21 protein-coding genes are annotated in these 22,405 nt (G+C 66.3%); 16 read left to right on the top strand and 5 right to left on the bottom strand.

What is annotated here, in order from left to right; translation table 11 throughout:
• Positions 1 to 111: 111 nt before the first annotated feature.
• A complete protein-coding gene (locus tag H7X47_RS08710) occupies positions 112 to 1,893 on the top strand; it encodes an IlvD/Edd family dehydratase (RefSeq protein WP_437126570.1) in 1,782 nt (593 codons plus the stop codon).
• A gap of 30 nt (positions 1,894 to 1,923) precedes the next feature.
• Positions 1,924 to 2,664, top strand: coding sequence for an SDR family oxidoreductase (locus H7X47_RS08705; protein ID WP_193368274.1), 741 nt, complete (start codon positions 1,924 to 1,926; stop codon positions 2,662 to 2,664).
• Positions 2,665 to 2,670: 6 nt separating this feature from the next.
• On the opposite strand, the gene H7X47_RS08700 is transcribed toward H7X47_RS08705, so the two are convergent.
• A complete protein-coding gene (locus H7X47_RS08700) occupies positions 2,671 to 3,609 on the bottom strand; it encodes a homocysteine S-methyltransferase family protein (RefSeq protein WP_193368273.1) in 939 nt (312 codons plus the stop codon).
• A 73-nt stretch (positions 3,610 to 3,682) separates the two neighbouring features.
• On the opposite strand from H7X47_RS08700, the gene H7X47_RS08695 reads away from it, so the two are divergent.
• On the top strand, positions 3,683 to 4,345 hold the full coding sequence (locus H7X47_RS08695) for a LysE family translocator (protein WP_193368272.1): 663 nt from the start codon (positions 3,683 to 3,685) through the stop codon (positions 4,343 to 4,345).
• A 10-nt stretch (positions 4,346 to 4,355) separates the two neighbouring features.
• Here the strand turns inward: H7X47_RS08695 and H7X47_RS08690 are convergent, their stop codons facing one another.
• The gene (locus H7X47_RS08690; RefSeq protein ID WP_193368271.1) at positions 4,356 to 5,273 is read right to left on the bottom strand and encodes a DMT family transporter; all 918 of its coding nucleotides are present in this window, start codon (positions 5,271 to 5,273) and stop codon (positions 4,356 to 4,358) included.
• A 194-nt stretch (positions 5,274 to 5,467) separates the two neighbouring features.
• Here H7X47_RS08690 and H7X47_RS08685 point away from each other — a divergent pair, with 194 nt between their 5' ends.
• Complete coding sequence (locus tag H7X47_RS08685) at positions 5,468 to 6,328, top strand: N-formylglutamate amidohydrolase (protein WP_193368270.1); 861 nt, start codon at positions 5,468 to 5,470, stop codon at positions 6,326 to 6,328.
• 11 nt (positions 6,329 to 6,339) lie between these two features.
• Here the strand turns inward: H7X47_RS08685 and H7X47_RS08680 are convergent, their stop codons facing one another.
• Positions 6,340 to 7,131, bottom strand: coding sequence for a hydroxyacylglutathione hydrolase (locus H7X47_RS08680; RefSeq protein ID WP_193368269.1), 792 nt, complete (start codon positions 7,129 to 7,131; stop codon positions 6,340 to 6,342).
• Between the two features lie 83 nt (positions 7,132 to 7,214).
• Positions 7,215 to 7,607 (bottom strand): hypothetical protein, encoded by a 393-nt coding sequence (locus tag H7X47_RS08675; protein ID WP_193368268.1) that lies wholly within the window; start codon positions 7,605 to 7,607, stop codon positions 7,215 to 7,217.
• A 256-nt stretch (positions 7,608 to 7,863) separates the two neighbouring features.
• Between H7X47_RS08675 and H7X47_RS08670 the strand changes: the two genes are divergently transcribed.
• The 4 genes from H7X47_RS08670 to H7X47_RS08655 all read left to right on the top strand — a co-directional run bounded on the left by H7X47_RS08670 (position 7,864) and on the right by H7X47_RS08655 (position 11,624).
• On the top strand, positions 7,864 to 8,856 hold the full coding sequence (locus H7X47_RS08670; RefSeq protein ID WP_193368267.1) for a TRAP transporter substrate-binding protein: 993 nt from the start codon (positions 7,864 to 7,866) through the stop codon (positions 8,854 to 8,856).
• Between the two features lie 77 nt (positions 8,857 to 8,933).
• Positions 8,934 to 9,437, top strand: a complete 504-nt coding sequence (locus tag H7X47_RS08665; protein ID WP_193368266.1) for a TRAP transporter small permease — start codon at positions 8,934 to 8,936, stop codon at positions 9,435 to 9,437.
• A gap of 14 nt (positions 9,438 to 9,451) precedes the next feature.
• The gene (locus H7X47_RS08660; RefSeq protein ID WP_193368265.1) at positions 9,452 to 10,726 is read left to right on the top strand and encodes a TRAP transporter large permease; all 1,275 of its coding nucleotides are present in this window, start codon (positions 9,452 to 9,454) and stop codon (positions 10,724 to 10,726) included.
• 19 nt (positions 10,727 to 10,745) lie between these two features.
• Positions 10,746 to 11,624: an isocitrate lyase/PEP mutase family protein gene (locus H7X47_RS08655; RefSeq protein WP_193368264.1), complete on the top strand. Its 879-nt coding sequence runs from the start codon at positions 10,746 to 10,748 to the stop codon at positions 11,622 to 11,624.
• 18 nt (positions 11,625 to 11,642) lie between these two features.
• On the opposite strand, the gene H7X47_RS08650 is transcribed toward H7X47_RS08655, so the two are convergent.
• Complete coding sequence (locus H7X47_RS08650) at positions 11,643 to 13,316, bottom strand: DUF427 domain-containing protein (RefSeq protein ID WP_193368263.1); 1,674 nt, start codon at positions 13,314 to 13,316, stop codon at positions 11,643 to 11,645.
• A gap of 221 nt (positions 13,317 to 13,537) precedes the next feature.
• Between H7X47_RS08650 and H7X47_RS08645 the strand changes: the two genes are divergently transcribed.
• The 8 genes from H7X47_RS08645 (at position 13,538) to H7X47_RS08610 (ending at position 22,137) form a co-directional block, all read left to right on the top strand.
• Positions 13,538 to 14,359: a DeoR/GlpR family transcriptional regulator gene (locus tag H7X47_RS08645; RefSeq protein WP_193368262.1), complete on the top strand. Its 822-nt coding sequence runs from the start codon at positions 13,538 to 13,540 to the stop codon at positions 14,357 to 14,359.
• Positions 14,360 to 14,664: 305 nt separating this feature from the next.
• Positions 14,665 to 16,188, top strand: a complete 1,524-nt coding sequence (gene glpD / locus H7X47_RS08640; protein ID WP_193368261.1) for a glycerol-3-phosphate dehydrogenase — start codon at positions 14,665 to 14,667, stop codon at positions 16,186 to 16,188.
• The gene (locus tag H7X47_RS08635; RefSeq protein WP_193368260.1) at positions 16,188 to 17,294 is read left to right on the top strand and encodes an ABC transporter ATP-binding protein; all 1,107 of its coding nucleotides are present in this window, start codon (positions 16,188 to 16,190) and stop codon (positions 17,292 to 17,294) included. Before glpD ends, H7X47_RS08635 begins: the two co-directional genes overlap by 1 nt.
• 3 nt (positions 17,295 to 17,297) lie before the next feature.
• The gene (locus tag H7X47_RS08630) at positions 17,298 to 18,383 is read left to right on the top strand and encodes an ABC transporter ATP-binding protein (RefSeq protein ID WP_193368259.1); all 1,086 of its coding nucleotides are present in this window, start codon (positions 17,298 to 17,300) and stop codon (positions 18,381 to 18,383) included.
• 3 nt (positions 18,384 to 18,386) lie between these two features.
• Positions 18,387 to 19,250, top strand: a complete 864-nt coding sequence (locus H7X47_RS08625; RefSeq protein WP_193368258.1) for a carbohydrate ABC transporter permease — start codon at positions 18,387 to 18,389, stop codon at positions 19,248 to 19,250.
• Complete coding sequence (locus tag H7X47_RS08620; RefSeq protein WP_193368257.1) at positions 19,247 to 20,047, top strand: carbohydrate ABC transporter permease; 801 nt, start codon at positions 19,247 to 19,249, stop codon at positions 20,045 to 20,047. The genes H7X47_RS08625 and H7X47_RS08620 overlap by 4 nt, the downstream gene beginning before the upstream one ends.
• Positions 20,048 to 20,049: 2 nt before the next feature.
• Positions 20,050 to 20,331, top strand: a complete 282-nt coding sequence (locus H7X47_RS08615; RefSeq protein ID WP_193368256.1) for a DUF2160 domain-containing protein — start codon at positions 20,050 to 20,052, stop codon at positions 20,329 to 20,331.
• Between the two features lie 72 nt (positions 20,332 to 20,403).
• Positions 20,404 to 22,137, top strand: coding sequence for an ABC transporter substrate-binding protein (locus H7X47_RS08610; protein ID WP_193368255.1), 1,734 nt, complete (start codon positions 20,404 to 20,406; stop codon positions 22,135 to 22,137).
• Positions 22,138 to 22,405 lie beyond the last annotated feature (268 nt).

The following is a 22,405-nucleotide window of genomic DNA, read 5'->3' as shown; positions in this document are numbered from 1 at the left end:
GAGATTGTCCGTGCGGCCGTGATTGCCGCCGGGCCAAGCGGGCGCAGCGGACAGGGCGCGGGATCGCCGGTCCGTTTCGTACCGAATAACCGAGGTTGGAGGAAACACCCCGTGAAAATCGCCAAGATGGACCGGCGGCTGCGCAGTCAAAGTTGGTTCAATGACCGGGACAATCCCGGCATGACGGCGCTCTACCTGGAGCGCTATCTCAACTACGGCCTTACCAAGGAAGAACTGACGTCCGGCAAGCCGATCATCGGCATCGCCCAGACCGGCAGCGACCTTTCGCCCTGCAACCGCATTCACCTGGATCTCGCCCGGCGCATGCGCGACGGCATCCGGGATGCCGGCGGCGTCGCTTTCGAGTTTCCCGTGCACCCGATCCAGGAAACCGGGCGCCGCCCGACGGCGGCGCTGGACCGCAATCTCGCCTACCTGGGGCTGGTCGAGATCCTGCACGGCTATCCCATCGACGGCGTCATTCTCACCACCGGCTGCGACAAGACCACGCCCGCCTGCCTCATGGCGGCGGCCACGGTCGACATGCCGGCCATCGCGATGAACGGCGGCCCGATGCTGGACGGACATTGGAACGGCAAGCTGGTTGGTTCCGGCACCGTGGTGTGGGAGGCGCGTCGCCTCTATGCCACCGGCGAGATCGACTACGACGAGTTCATCAGCATGGTGGCGGCCTCGGCCCCCAGCGCCGGCCACTGCAACACCATGGGCACGGCGTCCTCGATGAACTCCCTGGCCGAAGCGCTGGGCATGATGCTGCCCGGGGCCGCCGCGATCCCGGCGCCTTACCGCGAGCGCGGCCAGATGGCCTACGAGACCGGCCGGCGCATCGTCGACATGGTTTGGGAGGAGCTGACGCCGTCGAAGATCATGACCCGCGCCGCCTTCGAGAACGCCATCGTGGTGAACTCGGCTATCGGCGGCTCCACCAATTGCCCGATCCACGTCAACGCCATCGCCCGCCACATGGGTGTGGAGCTGGCGGTTGAGGACTGGCAGACCTTCGGTCACGACATCCCGCTGCTGGTGAACGTCCAGCCCGCAGGCACGCACCTGGCCGAGGGCTACCACCGCGCCGGCGGCCTGCCGGCGGTGATGGGCGAGCTGATCCGCGCCGGCAAGATCAACACCGACGCGCTGACCGTCGCCGGCAAGACCATGGGCGAGCTGCACAGCGATTCGGTGGCCAGCGACCGCGACGTCATCCGCGCCTACGACAACCCGCTGATGGAGGAGGCCGGCTTCGTCGTGCTGAGCGGCAACCTCTTCGATTCGGCGATCATGAAGACCTCGGTCATCACCGACCACTTCCGTGAGCAGTATCTTTCCCAGCCGGGCCGCGAAAACGTCTTCGAGGGCCGCGCCATCGTCTTCGAAGGGCCGGAGGACTACCACGACCGCATCAACGACCCCTCGCTGAACATCGACGAGAACTGCATGCTCTTCGTGCGCGGCTGCGGGCCGGTCGGCTATCCCGGCTCGGCGGAGGTGGTGAACATGCAGCCTCCGGACTCCCTCATCAAGGCGGGCGTCATCGAGCTGCCGACCATCGGCGACGGCCGCCAGAGCGGCACCTCGGGCAGCCCCTCGATCCTCAACGCCTCGCCGGAATCGGCGGTCGGCTCCGGCCTGGCGATCCTGCAGACCGGGGACCGCGTGCGCATCGACCTCAACGCGCGGCGCGTCGACCTGCTGATCGGCGACGAGGAGCTGGCGGCGCGCCGCAAGGACTACAAACTGCCGGAGATGGAGAATCAGACGCCCTGGCAGGAGATGTACCGCGGTGCCGTGGGCCAGCTGGCCGGCGGCGGCTGCCTGGAGCCGGCGACGCACTATCACCAGGTGGTCAAGAACCTGCCCCGGCATTCGCATTAGGGGCACTCACACGAGCAGGAGTCGTTCGGGATGGCAGACCGCCTGTCAGGCAAGACCGCGCTGGTGACCGCGGCGGCGCAGGGGATCGGCCGGGCTACCGCGCTGGCCTTCGCCGCCGAGGGCGCCGAGGTCACGGCGACCGACATCAACCTCGACCGCCTGGAAGAACTGTCCGGCACGCCGGGCATCTCCGTGCGTCGTCTCGACGTCATGGATCCCCAGGCGGTGAATTCCCTGGCGGCGGAGCTGCCGCCGCTCGACGTGCTCTGCAACGTCGCCGGCTTCGTGCACAACGGCACCATCCTGGACTGCCCGGAGGAGGATTGGGACTTCTCCTTCGACCTCAACGTGAAGTCCATGTACCGCATGATTCGGGCCTTCCTGCCGGCCATGCTGGAGGGCGGCGGCGGCTCGATCATCAACATGGCCTCGGTGGCCTCCTCGCTGCGCGGCCTGCCCAACCGCTGCGTCTACGGCGCCAGCAAGGCGGCGGTGATCGGCCTCACCAAGTCGGTGGCTGCGGACTTCATCAAGCAGGGCATCCGCTGCAACTGCATCTGCCCGGGCACCATCGAATCCCCCTCGCTGGACGACCGCATCAACGCCTTCGACGACCCGGTGGCCGCGCGCAAGGCCTTCATCGCCCGCCAGCCCATCGGCCGCCTGGGCACGCCGGAGGAGATCGCCGGCATGGCGGTCTACCTGGCCAGCGACGTTGCCGCCTACACCACCGGCACGGCGATGATCGTCGACGGCGGCGTGACGCTGTAGAGGAAGCTACAGCGCGTTCTGGTAGCGGTCGCGGGCGCGCACCGCGGCCTTCACGTGCTCGACGGTCAGGCCGCAGCAGCCGCCGATGATCTGCGCGCCGTTCTCCAGCCAGTCGAGGTAAAATCCCTCCAGTCGGGCCGGGGTGATGACGTCGTGGAAGTGCCACTCCGGCATCTCGAAGTAGCCGCTGTCCGGGTAGGCCATCAGCGGTCCCTTGAAGCGCTTGCGGATCTGACCCAGCACGGCGCTGGTGATTTCGGCGCCACTGTGCATGCAGCCGGCGGCGTCGATCCCCCTCCCGGGGATCAGTTCCACGATCCTGGCCAGCGGAATTTCCGCGCTGTCGAGATAGCTCAGCAGGCGGCCCTTCGCGCTTGTGCGCGCCGAGAGGCCGAACCAGACCGGCAGGCCCGTCGCCCGGGCCGCCGCGAGCACCTGCGGAACGCGCGTCGGGTGGTACATCATCTCCAGCAGGATCAGTTCCGCCCCGGCGGCCTTAAGGATCTCCGCCTGCTCGTGAAAGGCCTCGGCGGCTTCTTCCTCGCTCGGCATGGGCTCCGGTTCCCTGTCGCTGGCCAGGTAGACCATGTGGGACAGGGAGGCCGCCACGACGACCTCCGGGTTGCCGGATGCCTCGCGGGCCCGCAGCGCGGCTTCGACGGCGGCGCGGTTGATCTCCTCCACCCGGTCGCCGAAGCCGGCCTGGGCCAGGACCACGCGGGAAGTGGCGAAGGTGTTGGCGGTCACGACCTCGGCGCCGGCGGCGATATAGTCGGCGTGGATTTCGCTCAGCGTCTGCTGGTTATCGAGGCTGGCCACGCCGCACCAGGCGGCCGGGTCCATATCGATGCCACGGCGCTGCAGTTCGGTGCCGGTGGCCCCGTCCAGGATCACGATGTCACCGTTGTCGAGGCGTTGCTTCAGGGTGGAATAGGGCGGCGGCATAGAGGCTCTCTGGGGTTTACCGGCGTCGCGCGCCGTGTTCAGCTTGTCAGGCGGCATAATGGAGACTTGTTTGATGACTTACATCAGCTTTTTCTCTTCGGACTGGCTGGCGGGAAATCTTGGGGTGATCGCACTTGTCGGCGGGGTGTGGACGGTGACGGTGTTAAGTCCGGGACCGAACCTGCTGGCCACCCTGCACGCCACGGCGCGCGGCGGCGTCCGGGCGGGCGTGGCCACGGCGGCCGGCATCGGCCTGGGTACCACGCTTTGGTCGGGCGGTAGTCTGATCGGCCTGGCGGCCCTGTTCGAAGCCTTCACCTGGGCCTACACGGCGGTCAAGATCGCCGGCGCCGCCTACCTGATTGTCGTCGGCCTGCGGCTGCTGCTGCAGCGCCGCGGCAAGGCGCAGGCCGCCGCGCCATCCGGTGAGCCGCCCGTGGGCCTGCGCCGCGCCTTCCTTTTCGGCATGGCGACGGACCTGGCGAACCCCAAGGCCGCGGCCTTCTTCGCCTCGCTTTTCGCGGTTTCGGTGCCGGCCGGCGCGTCTTTCGCCTTCCAGGCCGGCATCTGCGCCCTGGTGGTGGCCATCGCCGTCGCCTGGTATGCCGTGGCGGCGCTGCTCTTCGCGCGTCCGCGTGTCGCGGCGGCTTATGCGCGGCTGCGCGGCGTGATCGAGCGCATCACCGGCGCGCTTTTCGTCGCCGCCGGCCTGCGGCTGGCTGCCGGCAGGACTTAGGCCGCAAGATCTAATCCGGCGGCAGCACCGGCGGGCGTACGGCCTTCACCCGGCGCTCGCGGTAGAAGAGGTAGAGGCCGCTGAACACCACCACGCCGGCGCCGACCAGGGTCCATTCGTCCGGGAAATCGCCGAATACCAGATAGCCCAGCAGGATCATGGGCAGCAGCTGGATGTAGAGGAAGGGCGCCAGGATGGGCGCCGGCGCCAGGCGGTGCGCGAGGATCAGCATCCAGTGCCCGAAACCGCCGAGGGCGCCCAGCAGGACCATCAGCAGGATGCCGGTGAGGTCGGGGGTCTGCCAGAAGAAGGGCACCAGCGGCGTGACGGCGATGGCGCCGATCACGGCACTGTAGAACTGCGTCGTCACCGCCCGGTCGACGCCGGCCAGCTTGCGTGTGGTGATCTGGTAGAACGCGCCGCTGAGCGCGGTCAGCAGCGACAGGCCGGCGGCCCAGTGTACCAGGCCGAGGCCCGGGCGGATGACGATGAGCACGCCGGCGAAGCCGATGAAGATGGCGGCCCAGCGCCTTGGCCCGATGTGCTCGCCCAGCAGCGGGATGGCCAGCACCGCCACGATCAGCGGCGTGGAGAACTGGATCGAGGAGGTCTGCGCCAACTGCAGGAACTGCAGGGCGGCGAAGTTGGTGCAGGTGGCGGCGAAGAGGAAGAGCGAGCGCAGCACCTGCAGGCCGGGGCGGTGGCTGACCAGAAGCCCGCGGCCGTGAAGGGGCAGCAGAATGGCGGCGGCCAGCACCACATGGCCGACATAGCGCGCCCAGACCACCTGCGCCGTGGGATAGTTCTGCACCAGGTACTTGGCCGTGGTGTCGAGCATGGCGAATGTGCAGAAGGCCGCCACGATCAGCAGGATGCCGCGCAGCGGCTCGTTGGCCTGCGGCTCGACGATAAAAGGGCGCGGCGGCATCTCGGGGGCGGACTCCCGGCGGGTTGCGATCGGGGAAAGGCGGGCGGAAGCCCGCGAGCCGAAGGCTATGCTAGACAGCCGCGGCGCGGCGATACACCCCTATTCCCGCAGGCCTTCCATGCGCAAAGCGGGCAGCCGGGGCGCGGCGTCATGACGCTGGACGCCCGCGCCGAACTGGCTTACATCCTTTGGCAATGAACAGCATCGCTCCCGACCGTCTTTTGAGACAGCTGGCGCCGCGGGCGCCGGCCGTTCCCGTGGTTTTCGACAGCCCGCACAGCGGTACCGACTATCCCGCCGACTTCGGCACCATCGCTCCGCTGGCGCTCATCCGCCGCTCCGAAGACGCTTTCATCGACGAGATCTTCGGTTCGGCGCCGGACCACGGCGCCCCCCTGATCGCGGCCGAGTTCCCGCGCATCTACATCGATCCGAACCGCGATCTCATCGACCTCGACCCGTCGATGATGGACGGGGCCTGGCCGGACCCGCTGGTGCCCAGCCGCAAGACTGAACTGGGCGTCGGACTCATCTGGCGGATCATGCCGCCGGACACGCCGCTCTATGACCGCCTGCTGAGCGTGGAGGAGGTGCGGGGACGCATCGACCGCTGCTGGAGGCCCTATCACCAGGCCGTGGCCTCGGCGATCGAGGAGACCCACCGGCGCTTCGGCAAGGTCTGGCACGTGAACTGCCACTCCATGCCGGCGGTGGGCAACGCCGCCAGCGAGGACGGCCCCGTGGCCCGCGCGGAATTCGTCCTCGGCGACCGTGACGGCACCACCTGCGAGCCGGGCTTCACCGCTTTCGTGGCCGGGCAGCTCCGCGACATGGGCTACCAGGTGAAGATCAACGAGCCCTACAAGGGCGTCGAGCTGGTGCGCCGCTATTCCGATCCGGCCAAGGGCCGGCACAGCCTGCAGTTGGAGATCAACCGCAAGCTCTACATGGACGAAGAGCGCATCGAGAAGAACGGCGGCTTCAGCGAGTTGCAGGCCAACATCGACAAGCTGATCGCCGCCATCTGCACCTACGCCCAGCAGCACGTCGCCTGAGGTTCAACCGTTCACCAGCTGTTGCGCAGTTCGCGCAGCTTCAGGAAGACCTCCTTCGGGCTCGGCTCATCCGGCAGCTCCGGAAAGGCCTCGCGCAGGCGCGCGATCACCGTCGGGTTCTGCAGGCGGAAGAAGGTGTTGATCTTCTTTTCCTCGGCCAGGGTGGTGACCATTGCGTGGTCGGTGTCCTGGTGGTCGACCTTGTCCAACAGGGATTCGGCTTCCGTGTTGTCCGGCTCGCGGTCCAGGGTGAAGCGCAGGTTGTTGGCGATGTAGTCGTGGCCGGGATAGATCTGCGTCGTCTCGGGCAACCTGGAGAGCTGCTCGGCGAAGGTGTGGTAGAGCTCGTTGGGGTGGCCGCCGTTGTGGCAGTTGCCGGCGCCCGCGTTGAACAGCGTGTCGCCGCAGAACAGGCCCGGCTGGTCCGTGCGCGACAGCAGGCAGATGTGGCTCATGGTGTGGCCCGGCGTGTCCAGCACCTCCAGGTCCACGGACTTGCCGACCGACACTACGTCGCCGGCGCCCAAGCCCCGGTCCATGCCGGGAATGCGGTCCTTGGCGTTCTTGTGGGCCAGGATCTTCGCGCCGGTGGCCGCCACCATGGCCTTGTTGCCGCCGATGTGATCGCCGTGCTCGTGGGTATTGAGGATCTGGGTGATCTCCCAGCCGCGCTCCTTGGCCAGGGCCAGGCACTTCTTGTGGTCGAGCGGGTCGATCGCCATGGCTTCGCCGGTCTCCGGGCAGGCGATGAGGTAGTTGAAGTTGCGGTAGGCGTTCGCGGTCCAGATCTGCTCGACGATCATGCTGGCGCTCCTGTGGTTCGACCTTCCTCATGTTCGGTCCCAGCATACCGGATCACGGGGGCGAGGACCATTGGCGGGCCGTTCTACTTGATGAGTTTGATGAGGTCGCGAAACTCCTCGCTGGCACCGCGCTCCAGCCATTCGAAGACCACCATCTCCGTGGCCACGGGGGTCGCCGCCATCTCCGGCCAGTCGCTCTCTGGCGGGCGCTCTTCCTCGGGCAGGCAGTCGACGACCTGGAAGACGGCGGTGCCCGGCGGCAGGCCCTGCGTCACCGGTCCTTCCGGCAGACCGGCGATCACCAGCTGGTTGCGGCCCATGGCGAGGCCGACCCGCCAGTTGGCGCTCTGCGGGCTTACCATGGGCACGCGCAGGCGATCGGCCGCGGCCTTCAGCAGGGCCAGGTTCTCGCCCGCCCGGCCCGGCGGGGTCTCGGGCGGCAGCAGCAGCAGGGAGCGTTTGGCGGAAAGCAGCATAAGGTCACGGCCGGCAGCGGGTTTTCGCCTTACGATAGAGCCCGGCCGGTGGCAAGGCCAGGCTTTGCCGCTGCCGCCGCCGCGGACCTGACTAGGGGCTTGGCGCCAAAGCTTGAAACCTCAAATGCAGCGACGCTAAAGTTAAGCCAGTTGTCCTACCGCCGTATCGTGCTGCGGTGCCAGATACAAAAAAAATCAAGAGGTCGGAGGGGCGCGGTGAGGCCGCAAATCTCTCCGTTTTTATGGGAGGAAGACCATGAAGAAGGCCCTCGCGGCGGCCGCTGTCCTGGCGGCCGGCCTTGTCGCTCTGCCGGCATCCGCCGAGACCACCCTCAGGATCACCCTGCAGCTGCCGATCAAGTCGCACCTCGGCCAGAACCTGCTGGCCTTCGAGAAGGAGGTTGAGGAGAAGTCCGGCGGCGATCTGCAGGTCGAGATCTATCCCTCGGCGCAGCTCTACAAGGACAAGGAAGTACCCCAGGCGGTGGGCTCCGGCGCCATCGAGATGGGCACGGCCTCGATCACCCGCTTCGCCGGCACCATTCCGGCGGTCGACATCTTTTACGTGCCCTTCATGTTCAACAGCGAGGAGATGGTCCGCAAGGCCGTGGCTCACGACAGCCCGATCCGCAGCGCCATCGACAAGGAGATCCTCGGGACCGGCACCCGGGTGCTGTGGTGGCAGGCCTACGGCGGCGCCATCATGCTGAGCAAGGGCGGCCCGCTGAAGACGCCGGATGACGTCAAGGGCAAGAAGGTGCGCGTCTTCGGCAAGACGCTCGGTGAGTTTGTCTCCGCCGTCGGCGGCTCGCCGGTGCTGACCTCCGGCTCAGAGCAGTACGTCGCCTACCAGCGGGGCACGGTGGATGCGGGCATGACCGGCGTTTCCGGCGTGAAGTCGCGCAAGCTGTGGCAGGTGATGGACACGATCACCGTGACCAACCACGCCGACGTGGAGTTCCTGGTGCTGATCAACGAGGACGTCTGGCAGGGCCTGAGCGAAGAGCAGCGGCAGATCATCGCCGCCGCGGCCCGCAAGGTGGAGGCCGAGCTGCGCGACAAGATGGCGAAGATCGAAGCCGATGCCTACGAGGCCGCCAAGGCCGAAGGCATGGGCGTCTACACGCCGACCGCCGCCGAGATCGACGCCTGGCGTGCGGCCAGCGCGCCGGTCATCGAGCAGTACAAGGAAGCGGCCGGCGATCTCGGCGCCAAGCTGGTGACGGAAGCCGAGAAGCTGCGCAACTAGGAAGCGGTTTTCCGTAGAGGAGCAGCGAAAGCGGCGGTGGCCGGGATGGGCCGCCGCCGCTTCGACCTTTGAAGACCATGCTGAAACTCATCGACCGCCTCAATGACGCCTTCGGCTGGCTGGCCGCCGCGGCCTTCGTCGCCGTGGGCGCCATGATCACCTACGAAGTGATCATGCGTTATGTCTTCCTGGCGCCCACTATCTGGGCGGAGGAGATGTCCCGCTTCTTCCAGATCTGGGCGACTTACATCGCCGCGGCCTACGTGCTGCGCCACCGTCAGCTCATCGCCATCACGATCCTGGTAAACAGGCTGGGCCCCGCCGGGCGGCGCATCGCCGACGGCTTCGCCCTGCTGTGGATACTCCTGTTCTGCGGGGTGGCGGTCTTCTACGGCCTCGACATCATGCTGGAGTCGATCCGCCTGGGCCGCGCCACCTCGACCATGCTGTCGGTGCCGCAGTGGATGACCGAGATCGCGATCCCCCTGGGCTTCACGCTGCTGGGGCTGCAGGCCCTGGCCGAGCTGATTCGCCTGCCGAAGAACCCGCCCGCGGTGGGCGAGGATCACGGTGAGTTCTGATGGGGATATTCTGAGTGGAGGCCGCCCTGATCCTCGCCGCGCTGGTGGTGCTGCTGGCCACCGGCCTGCCCATCGCCTTCGCCCTTGGCGGTCTTGGCCTGCTGCTGCTGGTCATCGGCGGCTTTTCGCCGATCATGGTGGCCCAGGGCCTCTACAGCACCACCGACAATTTCATCCTGCTGGCGGTGCCGCTGTTCCTCTTGATGTCCAACGTGCTGCTGAAAGGCGGAGTGGCGCGCGACCTCTACGCTGCCGTGCAGTCCTGGGTCGGCCACTGGCCCGGCGGGCTCGCCGTGGCGACGGTGCTGTCCTGCGCCATTTTCGCCGCCATCTCCGGCTCCTCGGTGGCCACGGCGGCGACCATCGGCACGGCGGCCATCCCGGAGATGAGCCAGCGCGGCTACAACCGCAGCTTCGTGCTCGGCCTGCTGGCGGCGGGCGGCACGCTCGGCATCCTCATCCCGCCCTCGATCCCGATGATCGTCTACGGCGTGGTGACCGAGGAATCCATCATCGACCTCTTCCTCGCCGGCATCGGGCCAGGGCTCATGCTGGCCGGCGCCTTCATCGTCTTCTCCATCCTCTACGCCCGCTTCAGCAGCGCCTACCAGCCCATGCCGCGGGCCGACTTCCGCGAAAGGCTGGCGGCGACCTGGCGGGCGCTGCCCACGGTCACCCTGGCGGGGATCATCATCCTGGGGCTCTATCTCGGGGTCTTCACGCCAACGGAGGCGGCCGGCGTCGGCTTCGCGCTCTCGATCCTGTTGACTGCGGTGGTCCTGCGAACACTTGACTGGCAGGGCTTCAAGGACGCCGCCGTCGATGCCATGCAGACCACGGTGACCATCTTCCTGATCCTGGCCGGCGCCAAGATCTTCGGCAAGGCGATCACCCTCTACCGCATCCCGCAGGACATCTCCTTCCTGATCTCCAGCAACATCACCGAACCTTGGGTCTTCGTGCTGATCATCTGCATCGTGCTGCTGCTGATGGGCTTCTTCCTGGAGGCCCTCTCCATGATGCTGATCATGATGCCGGTGCTGCACCCTTCGCTGATGCCGCTGGGCATCGATGCCATCTGGTTCGGCATCGTCTTCGTGATCATGGTGGAATGCGCGCTGATCACGCCGCCGGTGGGCCTCAACCTTTTCGTCATACAGGCCGTTGGCAAGGCGGAGATCGGCGAGGTGGTGGCCGGGGTCTGGCCCTTCATCATCATCATGCTGAGCTCGGTGCTGGTGATCTACCTCTTCCCCGACATTGCCCTCTATATTCCTTTCAAGCTCTGACGTTCTCGAGGACCGTTCCATGACCAACCGCCCCAGCCGTGCCGCCGCCCTGCGCGGGCTTCTCGCCAAGCCGGAGCTGGCGGTGATGCCCTGCTGCTTCGACGCCCTCTCGGCAAAGCTCATCGAACAGGCCGGTTTCCCGGTCACCTTCATGAGCGGCTTTGCCGTCTCTGCCGCGCGCCTCGGCCTGCCCGACACCGGTCTCATCTCCTACGGCGAGATCGTCGACACCGGGCGCAACATCTGCGCGGCGACCAGTATCCCGGTGATCGGCGACGGCGATACCGGCTACGGCAACGCGGTGAACGTGAAGCGCACGGTGAAGGGCTACGCCCAGGCCGGCTTTGCTTCGGTGATGATCGAGGACCAGGTCTGGCCGAAACGCTGCGGCCACACCCGCGGCAAGGCGGTGGTCGAGCGCGGCGAGGCGGTGGCCCGCATCCAGGCCGCCGCCGATGCCCGCGACGAGCTGCGCGAGGCCGGCGGCGACATCCTGATCCTGGCGCGCAGCGACGCCCGGGCGACCGACGGCCTGGACGAGGGGCTGCGGCGCATGGAGGCCTTCGCGGCGGCCGGCGCCGACATCCTCTTCCTGGAGGCGCCGAAGTCGGAGGAGGAGATGCGCGCCTTTTGCTCTGCGACCGACAGGCCGGCGCTGGCCAACATGGTGGAGCAGGGCGAGACGCCGGTGCTGCCGCCCAAGGTGCTGGAGGAGATCGGCTACAGTCTCGCCGCCTATCCCCTGACCCTGCTGGCCGCGGCCATGAAGGCCATGCAGGATGCGCTCGCCGCCTTCAAGGCCGGCGAGCATCCCAAGGACCTGCTGGACTGGGACAGCCTGCGCGACGTGGTCGGCTTCAACGCCTACTACGCCGAGGAAGAGCGCTACCGGGGCTGAGGTTCGCTCCGCCGAGAATCACTCGGCGGCGTTTTCCAGCAGCTCGGGCAGGGTGAAGATCTCGCGCTCCTGGGTCACGCCGCGGAAGGCGTGGCGCCCGACCGAGATCAGGGTGCCGGGCACAAAGCGCTCGAACTCTTCCGAGACCAGGACGCCGAGGCCCAGTTCCTTGGTCAGGCCGTCCATGCGGGCGGCCTCGTTGGTGGCCGGGCCGATGACCGTGAAGTCCAGGCGGCTGGCCGCGCCGATGTTGCCGTAGGTGACGTTGCCCAGGTGCAGGGAAATGCCGCAGGCAAGCGGGGGACCACCCGCCTCGGCCAGTTCCTCGTTCAGCGCAGCCATGCGCTTCACCGCGTCGCGGGCCGCCTTGATCGCCAGGTGGCAGGCGTTCTTGCCGCAGTACATCTTGTCGCCGTCCTTGGTGCAGAACACCGGCTCTTGGATGGCGCCGCCGTCGGTGGTCTGCATCGGGAAGATGGCGAGCAGGCCGTCGCCGATGAACTTCAGCACCTCGCCGCCGTGCTCCAGCACCGCGCCGGCCACCGCCTCGAAGTAGCGGTTCAGCAGGTCCAGGTACTCGGCGCGCGGCAGGCTGTCGGCCAGCGCGGTGGAGCCGCGCAGGTCGCAGTACCAGATGACCGCCGGGATGTCCTCGCCGTCGCCGCGCTTGATCAGGCCGTTGAGCACGCGCTGACCGGTGTGGGCGCCCAGATAGGTGTCGAGCAGCGAGCGCGAGGTACGGTGCAGGGCGTGCACCTCCAGAAGACGGCTGAGGATCGGCAGGGCTTCGTAGATGTAGCCCAACTCGCGGGTGGTGAAGCCGCCCGGGCGGTCGCTGGCCAGGGACAGCACGTTGATCTTGCCGTTGGAGAAGTGCATGGGCATGGCGACGTAGTCGGTCGCGCCCTCTTCCAGCAGGTCGTCCAGGATCGGGAAGTCCCGCGGCGGATTGGGGCCTTCCAGGCGCCGCCGGATGCCGCCTTCGCCATCGAAGATGCGGATGATGGGACTCTTCAGGTAGGCCTCCGACTTCAGGCCGTAGTGCGGCAGGTCACGCTCGTCGACCACGCTCTGCCCCTGGCGCCAGACGAAGGCGTTGCTGGCGAGCTGCGGATGCAGGGTGGGAATGATGACGGAAAGGCGCGAGATGACGAAGCCGGCCTCGACGAGCTGGCGGGCGAAGCGGTCGACCAGCTCGGCCGAGGAGGTCGCCTCCCAGGCTTCGCGCAGCAGCCAGCCGGCCAGCGGGTTGCCGGACTCGATCCCGCTCTCCGTGGCGTCGATTTCGACCTGCGGGCTGCCCTCGAACCAGGCATCGACCTTGTTCCAGTAGAAGGCGACGTAGCCGCGCACGCCGAGGCCGTCCTCGATCGGGTCCTCATAGCTCCAGGCCGCGTTGTCCGCCGCCTTGTCGCCCACCACCACCGACCAGTAGTTGGCGGTGCCCTTGAAGGGGCAGTAGGTGTGATGGTCCGTGGGCTGCAGGAAGTCCATGGAGACGTCTTCGCGCGGCAGGTAGTAGACCGGCGGCAGCCGCGTTTCCTTCAGCACCAGGGCGCGGCGGCTGTCGGCGATGACCTGGCCGTTGAACACCACCTTCACCCGCTTGCCGGCGGGCTCGATGGACATGCTGTAGTCGCCCGGAACCAGGGTCTCCGGTTGCTTCGGGGCGAGGGGAATGACCTCTGCCATGTCCAGATCCTATCATCGGCCCGGCCCGCGCAGGGGTCGGTGCTGGTTTTTGGGGGATACTACGCCGGAGCGCCTTTTCTATATAGGCTGGCGCGCGTGCTTTTCAGCCCCTGAAATCAACTGCCAAATCAGCCCCTTGCGGGCGAAGCGTCGGGTTTCGGAATTTTCGGTTCCGAAAATAGCCGGTTTTTCCTATACTCCCCGCCCATCGGAGGACAGAGATGCCAGCATTTCCCCGGCCCGCCGAGGCTCAGGACAGCGGCGGCGAGGGCCGCAGCGACCTGAACCAGCGCCAGGAGCAGATCATCGCCCTGGTGCGCGAGCGCGGCTTTGTCGCCATCGAGGCCCTGGCGGAGCATTTCAACGTCACTCCGCAGACCATCCGGCGCGACATCAACCAACTGTGCACCCAGGGCTTCCTGCGGCGCTACCACGGCGGCGCCGGCCTGCCCTCCAGCGTCGAGAACCTGGCCTACCAGACCCGCCAGGTGCTGCATCAGGGGGAGAAGGAGCGCATCGCCCACATCCTGGCCGCCGAGATCCCGGACAACGCTTCCCTCTTCATCAACATCGGCACCACGACGGAGGAGGTGGCCAAGGCCCTGGTCGACCATCGCGGGCTCCGCGTGATCACCAATAATCTCAATGTTGCCAATATCTTGGGCGGTAAGCCGGATTTCGAGGTCATCGTCACCGGCGGCGTCGTGCGCAGCCGCGACCGCGGCATCGTCGGCGAAGCCAGCATCGACACCATCCAGCAGTTCAAGGTCGACTTCGGCATCATCGGCATTTCCGGCATCGACGACGACGGCACCCTGCTGGACTTCGACTACCGCGAGGTCCGGGCCGCTCAGGCCATCATCAAGAACGCGCGCCGGGTCTTCCTGGCCACCGACCACACGAAGTTCGGGCGCAACGCCATGGTGCGCCTGGGGCATATCGATCAGCTCGACGCCATCTTCACCGACCGCGCACCGGCCCAGCCGATGATGGACATCCTTGCCGCCGCCGAGGTGGAGCTGCACATCGCCCCCGCGGTCTGAAGGGGCGGCGCGAGGGCGCCCGGGCAGCCGCCGCACCCGGTTGGAATCTTCGAAATTTTTCATTTTCTGACGCTGGCTGCGACCGGGATTGCCGGTATGCCGCCAATTTTCAGTGCGAAAAGACTTCAGATTCCAACGTTCTGTTCGAAAATGTTCATAAACGAAAATTTCCGATTGCGAAACCGCGCGGGGCCATTCTATGCTTCCCGCTCAATGAGACACCCGGCCCCTGGGCCGGATCGGCCTGGGAGTAGGCCGGAACGACCCGGAAACCGGGCGAAGATTGGGGAGGCAGGCACTCGGACATGGCCGATGTTCTGGACATCGTCGTGGTTGGCGGCGGCATCAATGGTGCCGGAATCGCCCGCGATGCGGCCGGCCGCGGGCTCTCGGTGTTGCTTTGCGAAAAGAGCGACCTGGCCAGCGCCACCTCCTCGGCCAGCACCAAGCTGATCCACGGCGGCCTGCGCTACCTCGAATACTATGAATTCCGTCTGGTGCGCGAGGCGCTGATCGAGCGCGAGGTGCTGCTGCGCGCCGCGCCGCACATCATCTGGCCGCTGCGCTTCGTGCTGCCTCACAACAAGGGGCTGCGGCCGGCCTGGATGATCCGTCTCGGCCTCTTCCTCTACGACCATCTGGGCGGGCGCAGGCTGCTGCCGGCCTCCGAGGGCGTCGACCTGCGCCAGCATCCGGCGGGCGAGCCGCTGGAGGCGGATCTGCGCAAGGCCTTCGTCTATTCCGACTGCTGGGTTCAGGATTCGCGCCTGGTGGTGTTGAACGCCATGGACGCGCGCGAGCGCGGCGCCGAGGTGCTGACCCGGGTCGAGTGCGTCTCGGCGCGCCGCGAGGGCGAGCGCTGGCGCGTGCTGCTGCGCGACCTGCACAACGGCCACGAGCGCGAGGTCACGGCCCGTGCCCTGGTGAACGCCGCGGGCCCCTGGACCGCCGAGTTCATCGAACAGCGTGCCGGCCTCAACAAGGCGCAGTCGCTGCGCCTGGTGAAGGGCTCGCACATCGTGGTGCCGAAGCTCTTCGACCACGACTTCCCTTACATCTTCCAGAACCCGGACGGGCGCATCGTTTTCGCCATTCCCTACGAGGGCGACTTCACCCTGATCGGCACCACCGACGTGGACTTCGAGGGCGACCCCGGCCAGGTGAGGATTTCCGAGGCTGAAGTCGCCTATCTCTGTGACGCGGTGAACGTCTACTTCAAGCGCAAGATCGCCCCCGCCGACGTGGTCTGGACCTACTCCGGCGTGCGCCCGCTCTACGACGACGACGCAAAGAGCGCCTCCTCGGCAACGCGCGACTACGTGCTGGAGATGGAACATGGGGCCGGCCGCGCCCCGCTGTTGAGCGTCTTTGGCGGCAAGATCACCACCTTCCGCAAGCTGGCCGAGCACGCCCTGGCCAAGCTGGAGGAGGTGCTGGGCCCGCTCGGCGCGCCCTGGACCGCCGAGATATCGCTGCCGGGCGGCGACATTCCCGGCGCCGACTTCGAGGCTTACTACAAACGTTTCCGCGAGAACCACGCCTGGCTGCCGGAGCACCTGGCGCACCGCTACCTGCGCAGCTACGGCACGCGCACGGAGCGGCTGCTCGGCGGCGCCACCGGCATGGCGGGACTGGGCGAGGACCTGGGCGATGGACTCTACGCGGCGGAGTTGACTTACCTGATGCACAACGAATGGGTCGAGACCGCCGACGATCTGCTGTGGCGGCGCTCGAAGCTGGGACTGCACGTCTCCGAAGACACCAAGAAGAACCTCACGGCCTGGCTCGACCGGCAAGGCGGCCCCGCGGAACGGCAGGAGACGGCCTGATGACGCTGGAGCTTCGCAATGTCAGCAAGAGCGTCGGCGTGGAAGAGCACATCCGCGACGTCAGCCTGACCCTGGAGAAGGGCTCGCTGAACGTGCTGCTGGGCCCGACGCTGTCGGGCAAAACCTCGATGATGCGCCTCATGGCCGGGCTCGACCGGCCGACCACGGGGGATATCCTGGTCGACGGCAAGAGCGTCGTCGGCATGCCGGTGCAGAAGCGACAGGTCGCGATGGTCTATCAGCAGTTCATCAACTACCCGACCTTGAGCGTCTACGAGAACATCGCCTCGCCGATGCGGGTGTCGGGCAGGGACAAGGGCACCATCGACAAGAAGGTGCGCGCCGCCGCTGAGCTCCTGAAGCTGACGCCTTTCCTGGATCGCACGCCGCTGCATCTATCCGGCGGCCAGCAGCAGCGCACCGCCATCGCCCGCGCCCTGGTGAAGGACGCCGGCCTGGTGCTGCTGGACGAACCCCTGGCCAACCTGGACTACAAGCTGCGCGAGGAACTGCGCGTCGAGCTGCCGCGGCTCTTCGGGGAGAGCGGCGCCATCTTCGTCTACGCCACGACCGAGCCGCACGAGGCGCTGCTGCTGGGCGGCAAGACGGCGACCCTTTCCGAGGGACGGGTGACGCAGTTCGGCGCGACAATCGATGTCTACAGCCGCCCGGCGGATCTGATCACGGCCCAGACCTTCTCCGATCCGCCGCTGAACGTGGTGCCTATGGAAAAGCGCGGCAGCCAACTGAGCTACGACGGCAAGTCGATTGCCGCACCCGCCGAGACCGGGGGCCTGCCCGATGGGACCTACAAGGTCGCGATCCGGCCCCACCACCTGCTGCTGCGTCCGCCCGCGGGCGCAGCGATCCAGGTGGAGGCCTCGGTCTCGACCACGGAGATCACCGGCTCGGAGAGCTTCATCCATGTGGAGCACGACGGTCTGCGCTGGGTGGCGCTGACCCACGGCGTCCACCGGGTGGAGATCGGCGACCGCGTTCCGGTCTATCTCGATCCGGCGGGCTTTCTGGTGTTCGACGAGGATGAGCGGTTGGTGGCGGCGCCGAGCAGCTATGTCGCGCCGCCCCGAAACGCGATGGGGGCTTGAGTCATGGCACAGATCACCCTCGACAAGCTGGCGCACTCCTACCTCCCCAACCCGAAGGGTGAGGCCGACTTCGCCCTGAAGGAGATCGATCACGTCTGGGAGGACGGCGGAGCCTACGCGCTGCTGGGACCCTCGGGCTGCGGCAAGACCACGCTGCTGAACATCATCTCCGGCCTGCTGGTGCCCTCGCGCGGCAGCATCCTCTTCGATCAGGACGACATCACCCACCTGGCGCCGGAGCAGCGCAACATCGCCCAGGTGTTCCAGTTCCCGGTGGTCTACGACACCATGACGGTGGCCGAGAACCTGGCCTTCCCGCTGGCCAACCGCCACGTAGCGAAGGACGAAATCGCGAAGCGCGTGGCCGAGGCTCTGGAGATGCTGGACCTCGCCGGCAAGGCGAACCGCAAGGCGCAGAACCTGACGGCCGACGAGAAGCAGAAGATCTCCCTTGGCCGCGGTCTGGTGCGCTACGACGTTAACGCTATCCTTTTCGACGAGCCGCTGACGGTCATCGACCCGCACATGAAGTGGCAACTGCGCACCAAGCTGAAGGAGCTGCACCGCCGCTTCGGCCACACCATGATCTACGTAACCCACGACCAGACCGAGGCGCTGACCTTCGCCGACAAGGTGGTGGTGATGTACGAGGGCGAGGTGGTGCAGATCGGCACGCCGGAGGAGCTCTTCGATCAACCGGCGCATACCTTCGTCGGTTACTTCATCGGCTCGCCGGGCATGAATGTGCTGTCCTGCCAAGTGGCGGGCAACAAGCTGCGTCTCGGGGCCAGAGAAGTAGAACTTGGGTGCAGCTATCCGCAGCTCGACGGCCGTACCGAGGTCGGTATCCGTCCCGAGTTCGTGCGCCTGGCGCCGGCGGGGCAGGGGCTGCCGATCACCATCACGCGGGTCGAGGACATCGGCCGCTTCAAGATCGTGCGCGCCCTGCTGGAGGGGCAGCGCTTCGACGCCGTGCTGCCGGAGGGCAGAGAGGTGCCGGAGGGCGCCAGCGCCCTCGTCGACCCGGCCCGGATCAACATCTACCAGGACTCGCACTTGGTGCGGGTCCAGGCGCAAGGGGGCAACTGAGCCATGCAGAAGACCCTCAACAACAAGGCATGGTTCATGGTGCTGCCGGTGCTGTTCATCGTGGCGCTGAACGCCATCGTGCCGCTGATGACGGTGGTGAACTATTCGGTTCAGGACACTTTCGGCAACAACCTCTTCTTCTTCGAGGGCACGCGCTGGTTCAGCGAGGTGCTGGCTTCCGAACGTTTCCACGATTCGCTGCTGCGCCAGTTCTTCTTCACCTTCACCATCCTGGTGATCGAAGTGCCCCTGGGCGTCGGTATCGCGCTGACCATGCCGCGCCGCGGTTTCTGGTCGTCGGTCTGCCTGGTTCTCATGGCCCTGCCGCTGCTGATTCCCTGGAACGTAGTCGGCGCCATGTGGAACATCTACGCGCTGCCCGACATCGGCCTCCTGGGCTACGGCCTCAACTGGCTCGGCATTCCCTTCGACTACACCCAGCAGCCGGTTTCCGCCTGGTTCACCGTCATCCTGATGGACGTCTGGCACTGGACCTCGCTGGTGGTGTTGCTGGCCTACGCCGGGCTGCGCTCGATCGACGACAACTACTACCGTGCGGCGCAGATCGACGGCGCTTCGCGCTGGGCCGTCTTCCGCTACATCCAGCTGCCGAAGATGAAGCACGTGCTGACCATCGCCATCCTGCTGCGCTTTATGGACAGTTTCATGATCTACACCGAGCCCTTCGTGCTGACCGGTGGCGGTCCCGGCAACGCGACCACGGTGCTGTCCATCGACCTGGTCAAGGCCGCGCTGGGCGAGTTCAACCTGGGCGTCGCGGCGGCCATGAGCATCATCTACTTCCTCATGACCCTGCTGGTCTGCTGGCTCTTCTACACGCTCATCACCCAGGGAGAGAAGAAATGAAGCATCGCCGCTGGCTTGTGCCGACGCTCTACATCCTCTTCCTGATGCTGCCGGTCTATTGGCTGCTGAACATGTCGTTTAAGACCACCAACGAGATTCTGGGCGGCTTCTCCTGGTTCCCCGCCGACTTTACGGTCGACAGCTACGTGAAGATCCTGACCGACCCTACGTGGTACATGGGCTACGTGAACTCGATCATCTACGTCGTCCTGAACACGGTGATCTCGGTTTCCTTCGCCCTGCCGGCGGCCTACGCCTTCTCGCGCTACCGCTTCCTGGGCGACAAGCATCTCTTCTTCTGGCTGCTGACCAACCGCATGGCGCCGCCGGCGGTCTTCGCGCTGCCCTTCCTGCAGCTCTATTCGGCCATGGGGCTGTTCGATACCCACCTGGCCGTGGCGCTGTCGCACTGCCTCTTCAACATTCCGCTGGCGGTGTGGATCCTGGAGGGCTTCATCTCCGGCGTGCCGCGCGAGATCGACGAAACGGCCTACCTGGACGGTTATTCCTTCCCGCGCTTCTTCACGAAGATCTTCATGCCGCTGATCGGCAGCGGCATCGGCGTGACCGCCTTCTTCTGTTTCATGTTCTCCTGGGTCGAGCTGTTGCTGGCCAAGACGCTTACCTCGGTGGAGGCCAAGCCCATCGCCGCGGTGATGACGCGTACCGCCAGCACCTCGGGCTACGAGCTGGGCCTGCTGGCCGCCGCCGGGGTGCTGACCATCGTCCCGGGGGCCATCGTCATCTACTTCGTACGCAACTACATCGCGAAGGGCTTCGCGATGGGGAGGGTTTGATCATGGGCCTATCATGGATGGCCTGGACCTGGCAGACGGGGCTGTTCTTCGGCGTTATCGCCCTGCTGCTGGTCGCGATGACCCTTAGGGAACTGCAGCGCCCGGGCGGCGCGCCGCGCCACGGCGTGCTGGGCCTGGATACTACGCGGGGCGACAGGCTTTTCATTTCGCTGCTCGGCAGCGCTTACATCCATCTCGCCTGGCTGGCCCTGGTTCCCTGGCCGCTGTGGTGGGCGCTGGTCCTGTCCGCGATCTACGCGGCTTTGGTATTTCGTTACGTCTAGTGGTTACCGGTAGGTGCGGCGCAACGTGCCGCATTTGAGTGTCGTCAACAAAAACGCAAGGGAGGATATCGCATGCGAAGGTATCTACTAACAACGGCGATGGTTCTTGCCATGGTGGCAAGTGCAGGCGCCGCCAAGGCCGACATGGCGGCCGCTGAGAAATGGGTGGACAACGAGTTCCAGCCCTCGGTGCTCTCCAAGCAGGAGCAGATGGCCGAGATGGAATGGTTCGTCAAGGCCGCCGAACCTTTCCAGGGCATGGAGATCAACGTGCTGTCGGAGACGATCCCGACGCACACCTATGAGTCAGAGGTTCTGACCAAGGCCTTCGAGGAGATCACCGGAATCAAGGTGAACCACCAGCTTCTCGGTGAAGGCGAGGTGGTGCAGGCGGTGCAGACGCAGATGCAGACGCAGCGCAACCTCTACGACGCCTACATCAATGACTCCGACCTGATCGGCACGCACTCGCGGCTGCAGCTCGCGGTCAACCTCTCCGACTGGATGGCCGGCGAGGGCAAGGACGTTACCAACCCAGGTCTCGACATCGACGACTTCATGGGCAAGTCCTTCACCACCGGTCCGGACGGTAAGCTCTATCAGCTGCCCGACCAGCAGTTCGCGAACCTCTACTGGTTCCGCAAGGACTGGTTCGACCGCGAAGACCTGCAGGCCAAGTTCAAGGAGATCTACGGCTACGATCTGGGCGTGCCGGTCAACTGGTCGGCCTATGAGGACATCGCCGAGTTCTTCAGCGTTCACGTGAAGGAAATTGACGGTGTGCGCGTCTACGGCCACATGGACTACGGCAAGCGTGCGCCTGACCTCGGCTGGCGCATGACCGACGCCTGGCTTTCCATGGCCGGCGCCGGCTCCAAGGGCCTGCCGAACGGCGTGCCGATCGACGAGTGGGGCATCCGCATGGAGGAAGGCTCCTGCAATCCGCAGGGCGCTTCCGTCACCCGCGGCGGCGGCACCAACGGCCCGGCGGCCGTCTATGCCATCCGCAAGTGGGACGAGTGGCTGCGCCAGTACGCGCCTCCGGGTGCGGCCAGCTACGACTTCTATCAGTCGCTGCCGGCGCTGAGCCAGGGCAACGTGGCCCAGCAGATCTTCTGGTACACGGCCTTCACCGCTTCCATGGTGGCGCCGAAGTCGGAAGGCAACAACACGGTCGATGACGCGGGCAAGCCGCTGTGGCGTATGGCGCCGAGCCCGCACGGTCCCTATTGGGAAGAGGGCCAGAAGCTCGGCTATCAGGACGCCGGTTCCTGGACCATCCTGAAGTCGACCCCGACGGACCGCGCCAAGGCGGCCTGGCTCTATGCCCAGTTCGTGGTCTCCAAGACGGTGGACGTGAAGAAGAGCCACGTCGGCCTGACCTTCATCCGCGACTCTTCGGTGCGGCATGCGAGCTTCACCGAGCGTGCGCCGAACCTCGGCGGCCTTGTCGAGTTCTACCGCTCGCCGGACCGCGTGCTGTGGTCGCCGACCGGCGTTAACGTGCCCGACTATCCCAAGCTGGCCCAGCTTTGGTGGCAGCAGATCGGTGACGTGAACTCCGGCGCCTTCACCCCGCAGGAGGCCATGGACCGTCTCGCCGGCGAGATGGATCAGGTCATGTCCCGTATGGAGGCGGCCGACAAGGCGGCCAACGTCTACGGTGGTTGCGGCCCGCGCCTCAACGAGGAGCAGGACGCCTCGGCCTGGCTCGGCAAGGCAAACGGCCCGAAGGCCAAGCTTGCCAACGAGAAGCCCAAGGGCGAGACCATCGCCTATGAGGAAATCATCAAGCGCTGGCAGTAAGCCGGGCTTGAAGTGTTGCGCCGGGAACCTTCGGGTTCCCGGCGTATCGAAGTCATCCGGTCCCGGGCGGCGCACCGCGCGGGGCAGGTATCAGAGGTCAGCTACGGCTGATGGGGCCGGCAGCAATGTCTGGTCCCGCCGCTTGGTTCAAGGCTTCTTCTTGCTTCCAAGCTGCATTTTCCTCCAGAGATAACTCGAGGGGGGGCCCCCTCCCGGGCGCCCCCTTTTTTTTTTTCGGGTTGGGAATAGGTTCTCCGGTGCCCCGGCC

It is taken from the genome of Pelagibius marinus, from assembly GCF_014925385.1.
In the GTDB taxonomy this organism is placed as follows: Bacteria; Pseudomonadota; Alphaproteobacteria; order Kiloniellales; family Kiloniellaceae; genus Pelagibius; species Pelagibius marinus.
Note: the sequence above shows the minus strand (reverse complement) of the source record. Positions and strands in the feature narration are given on the sequence as shown.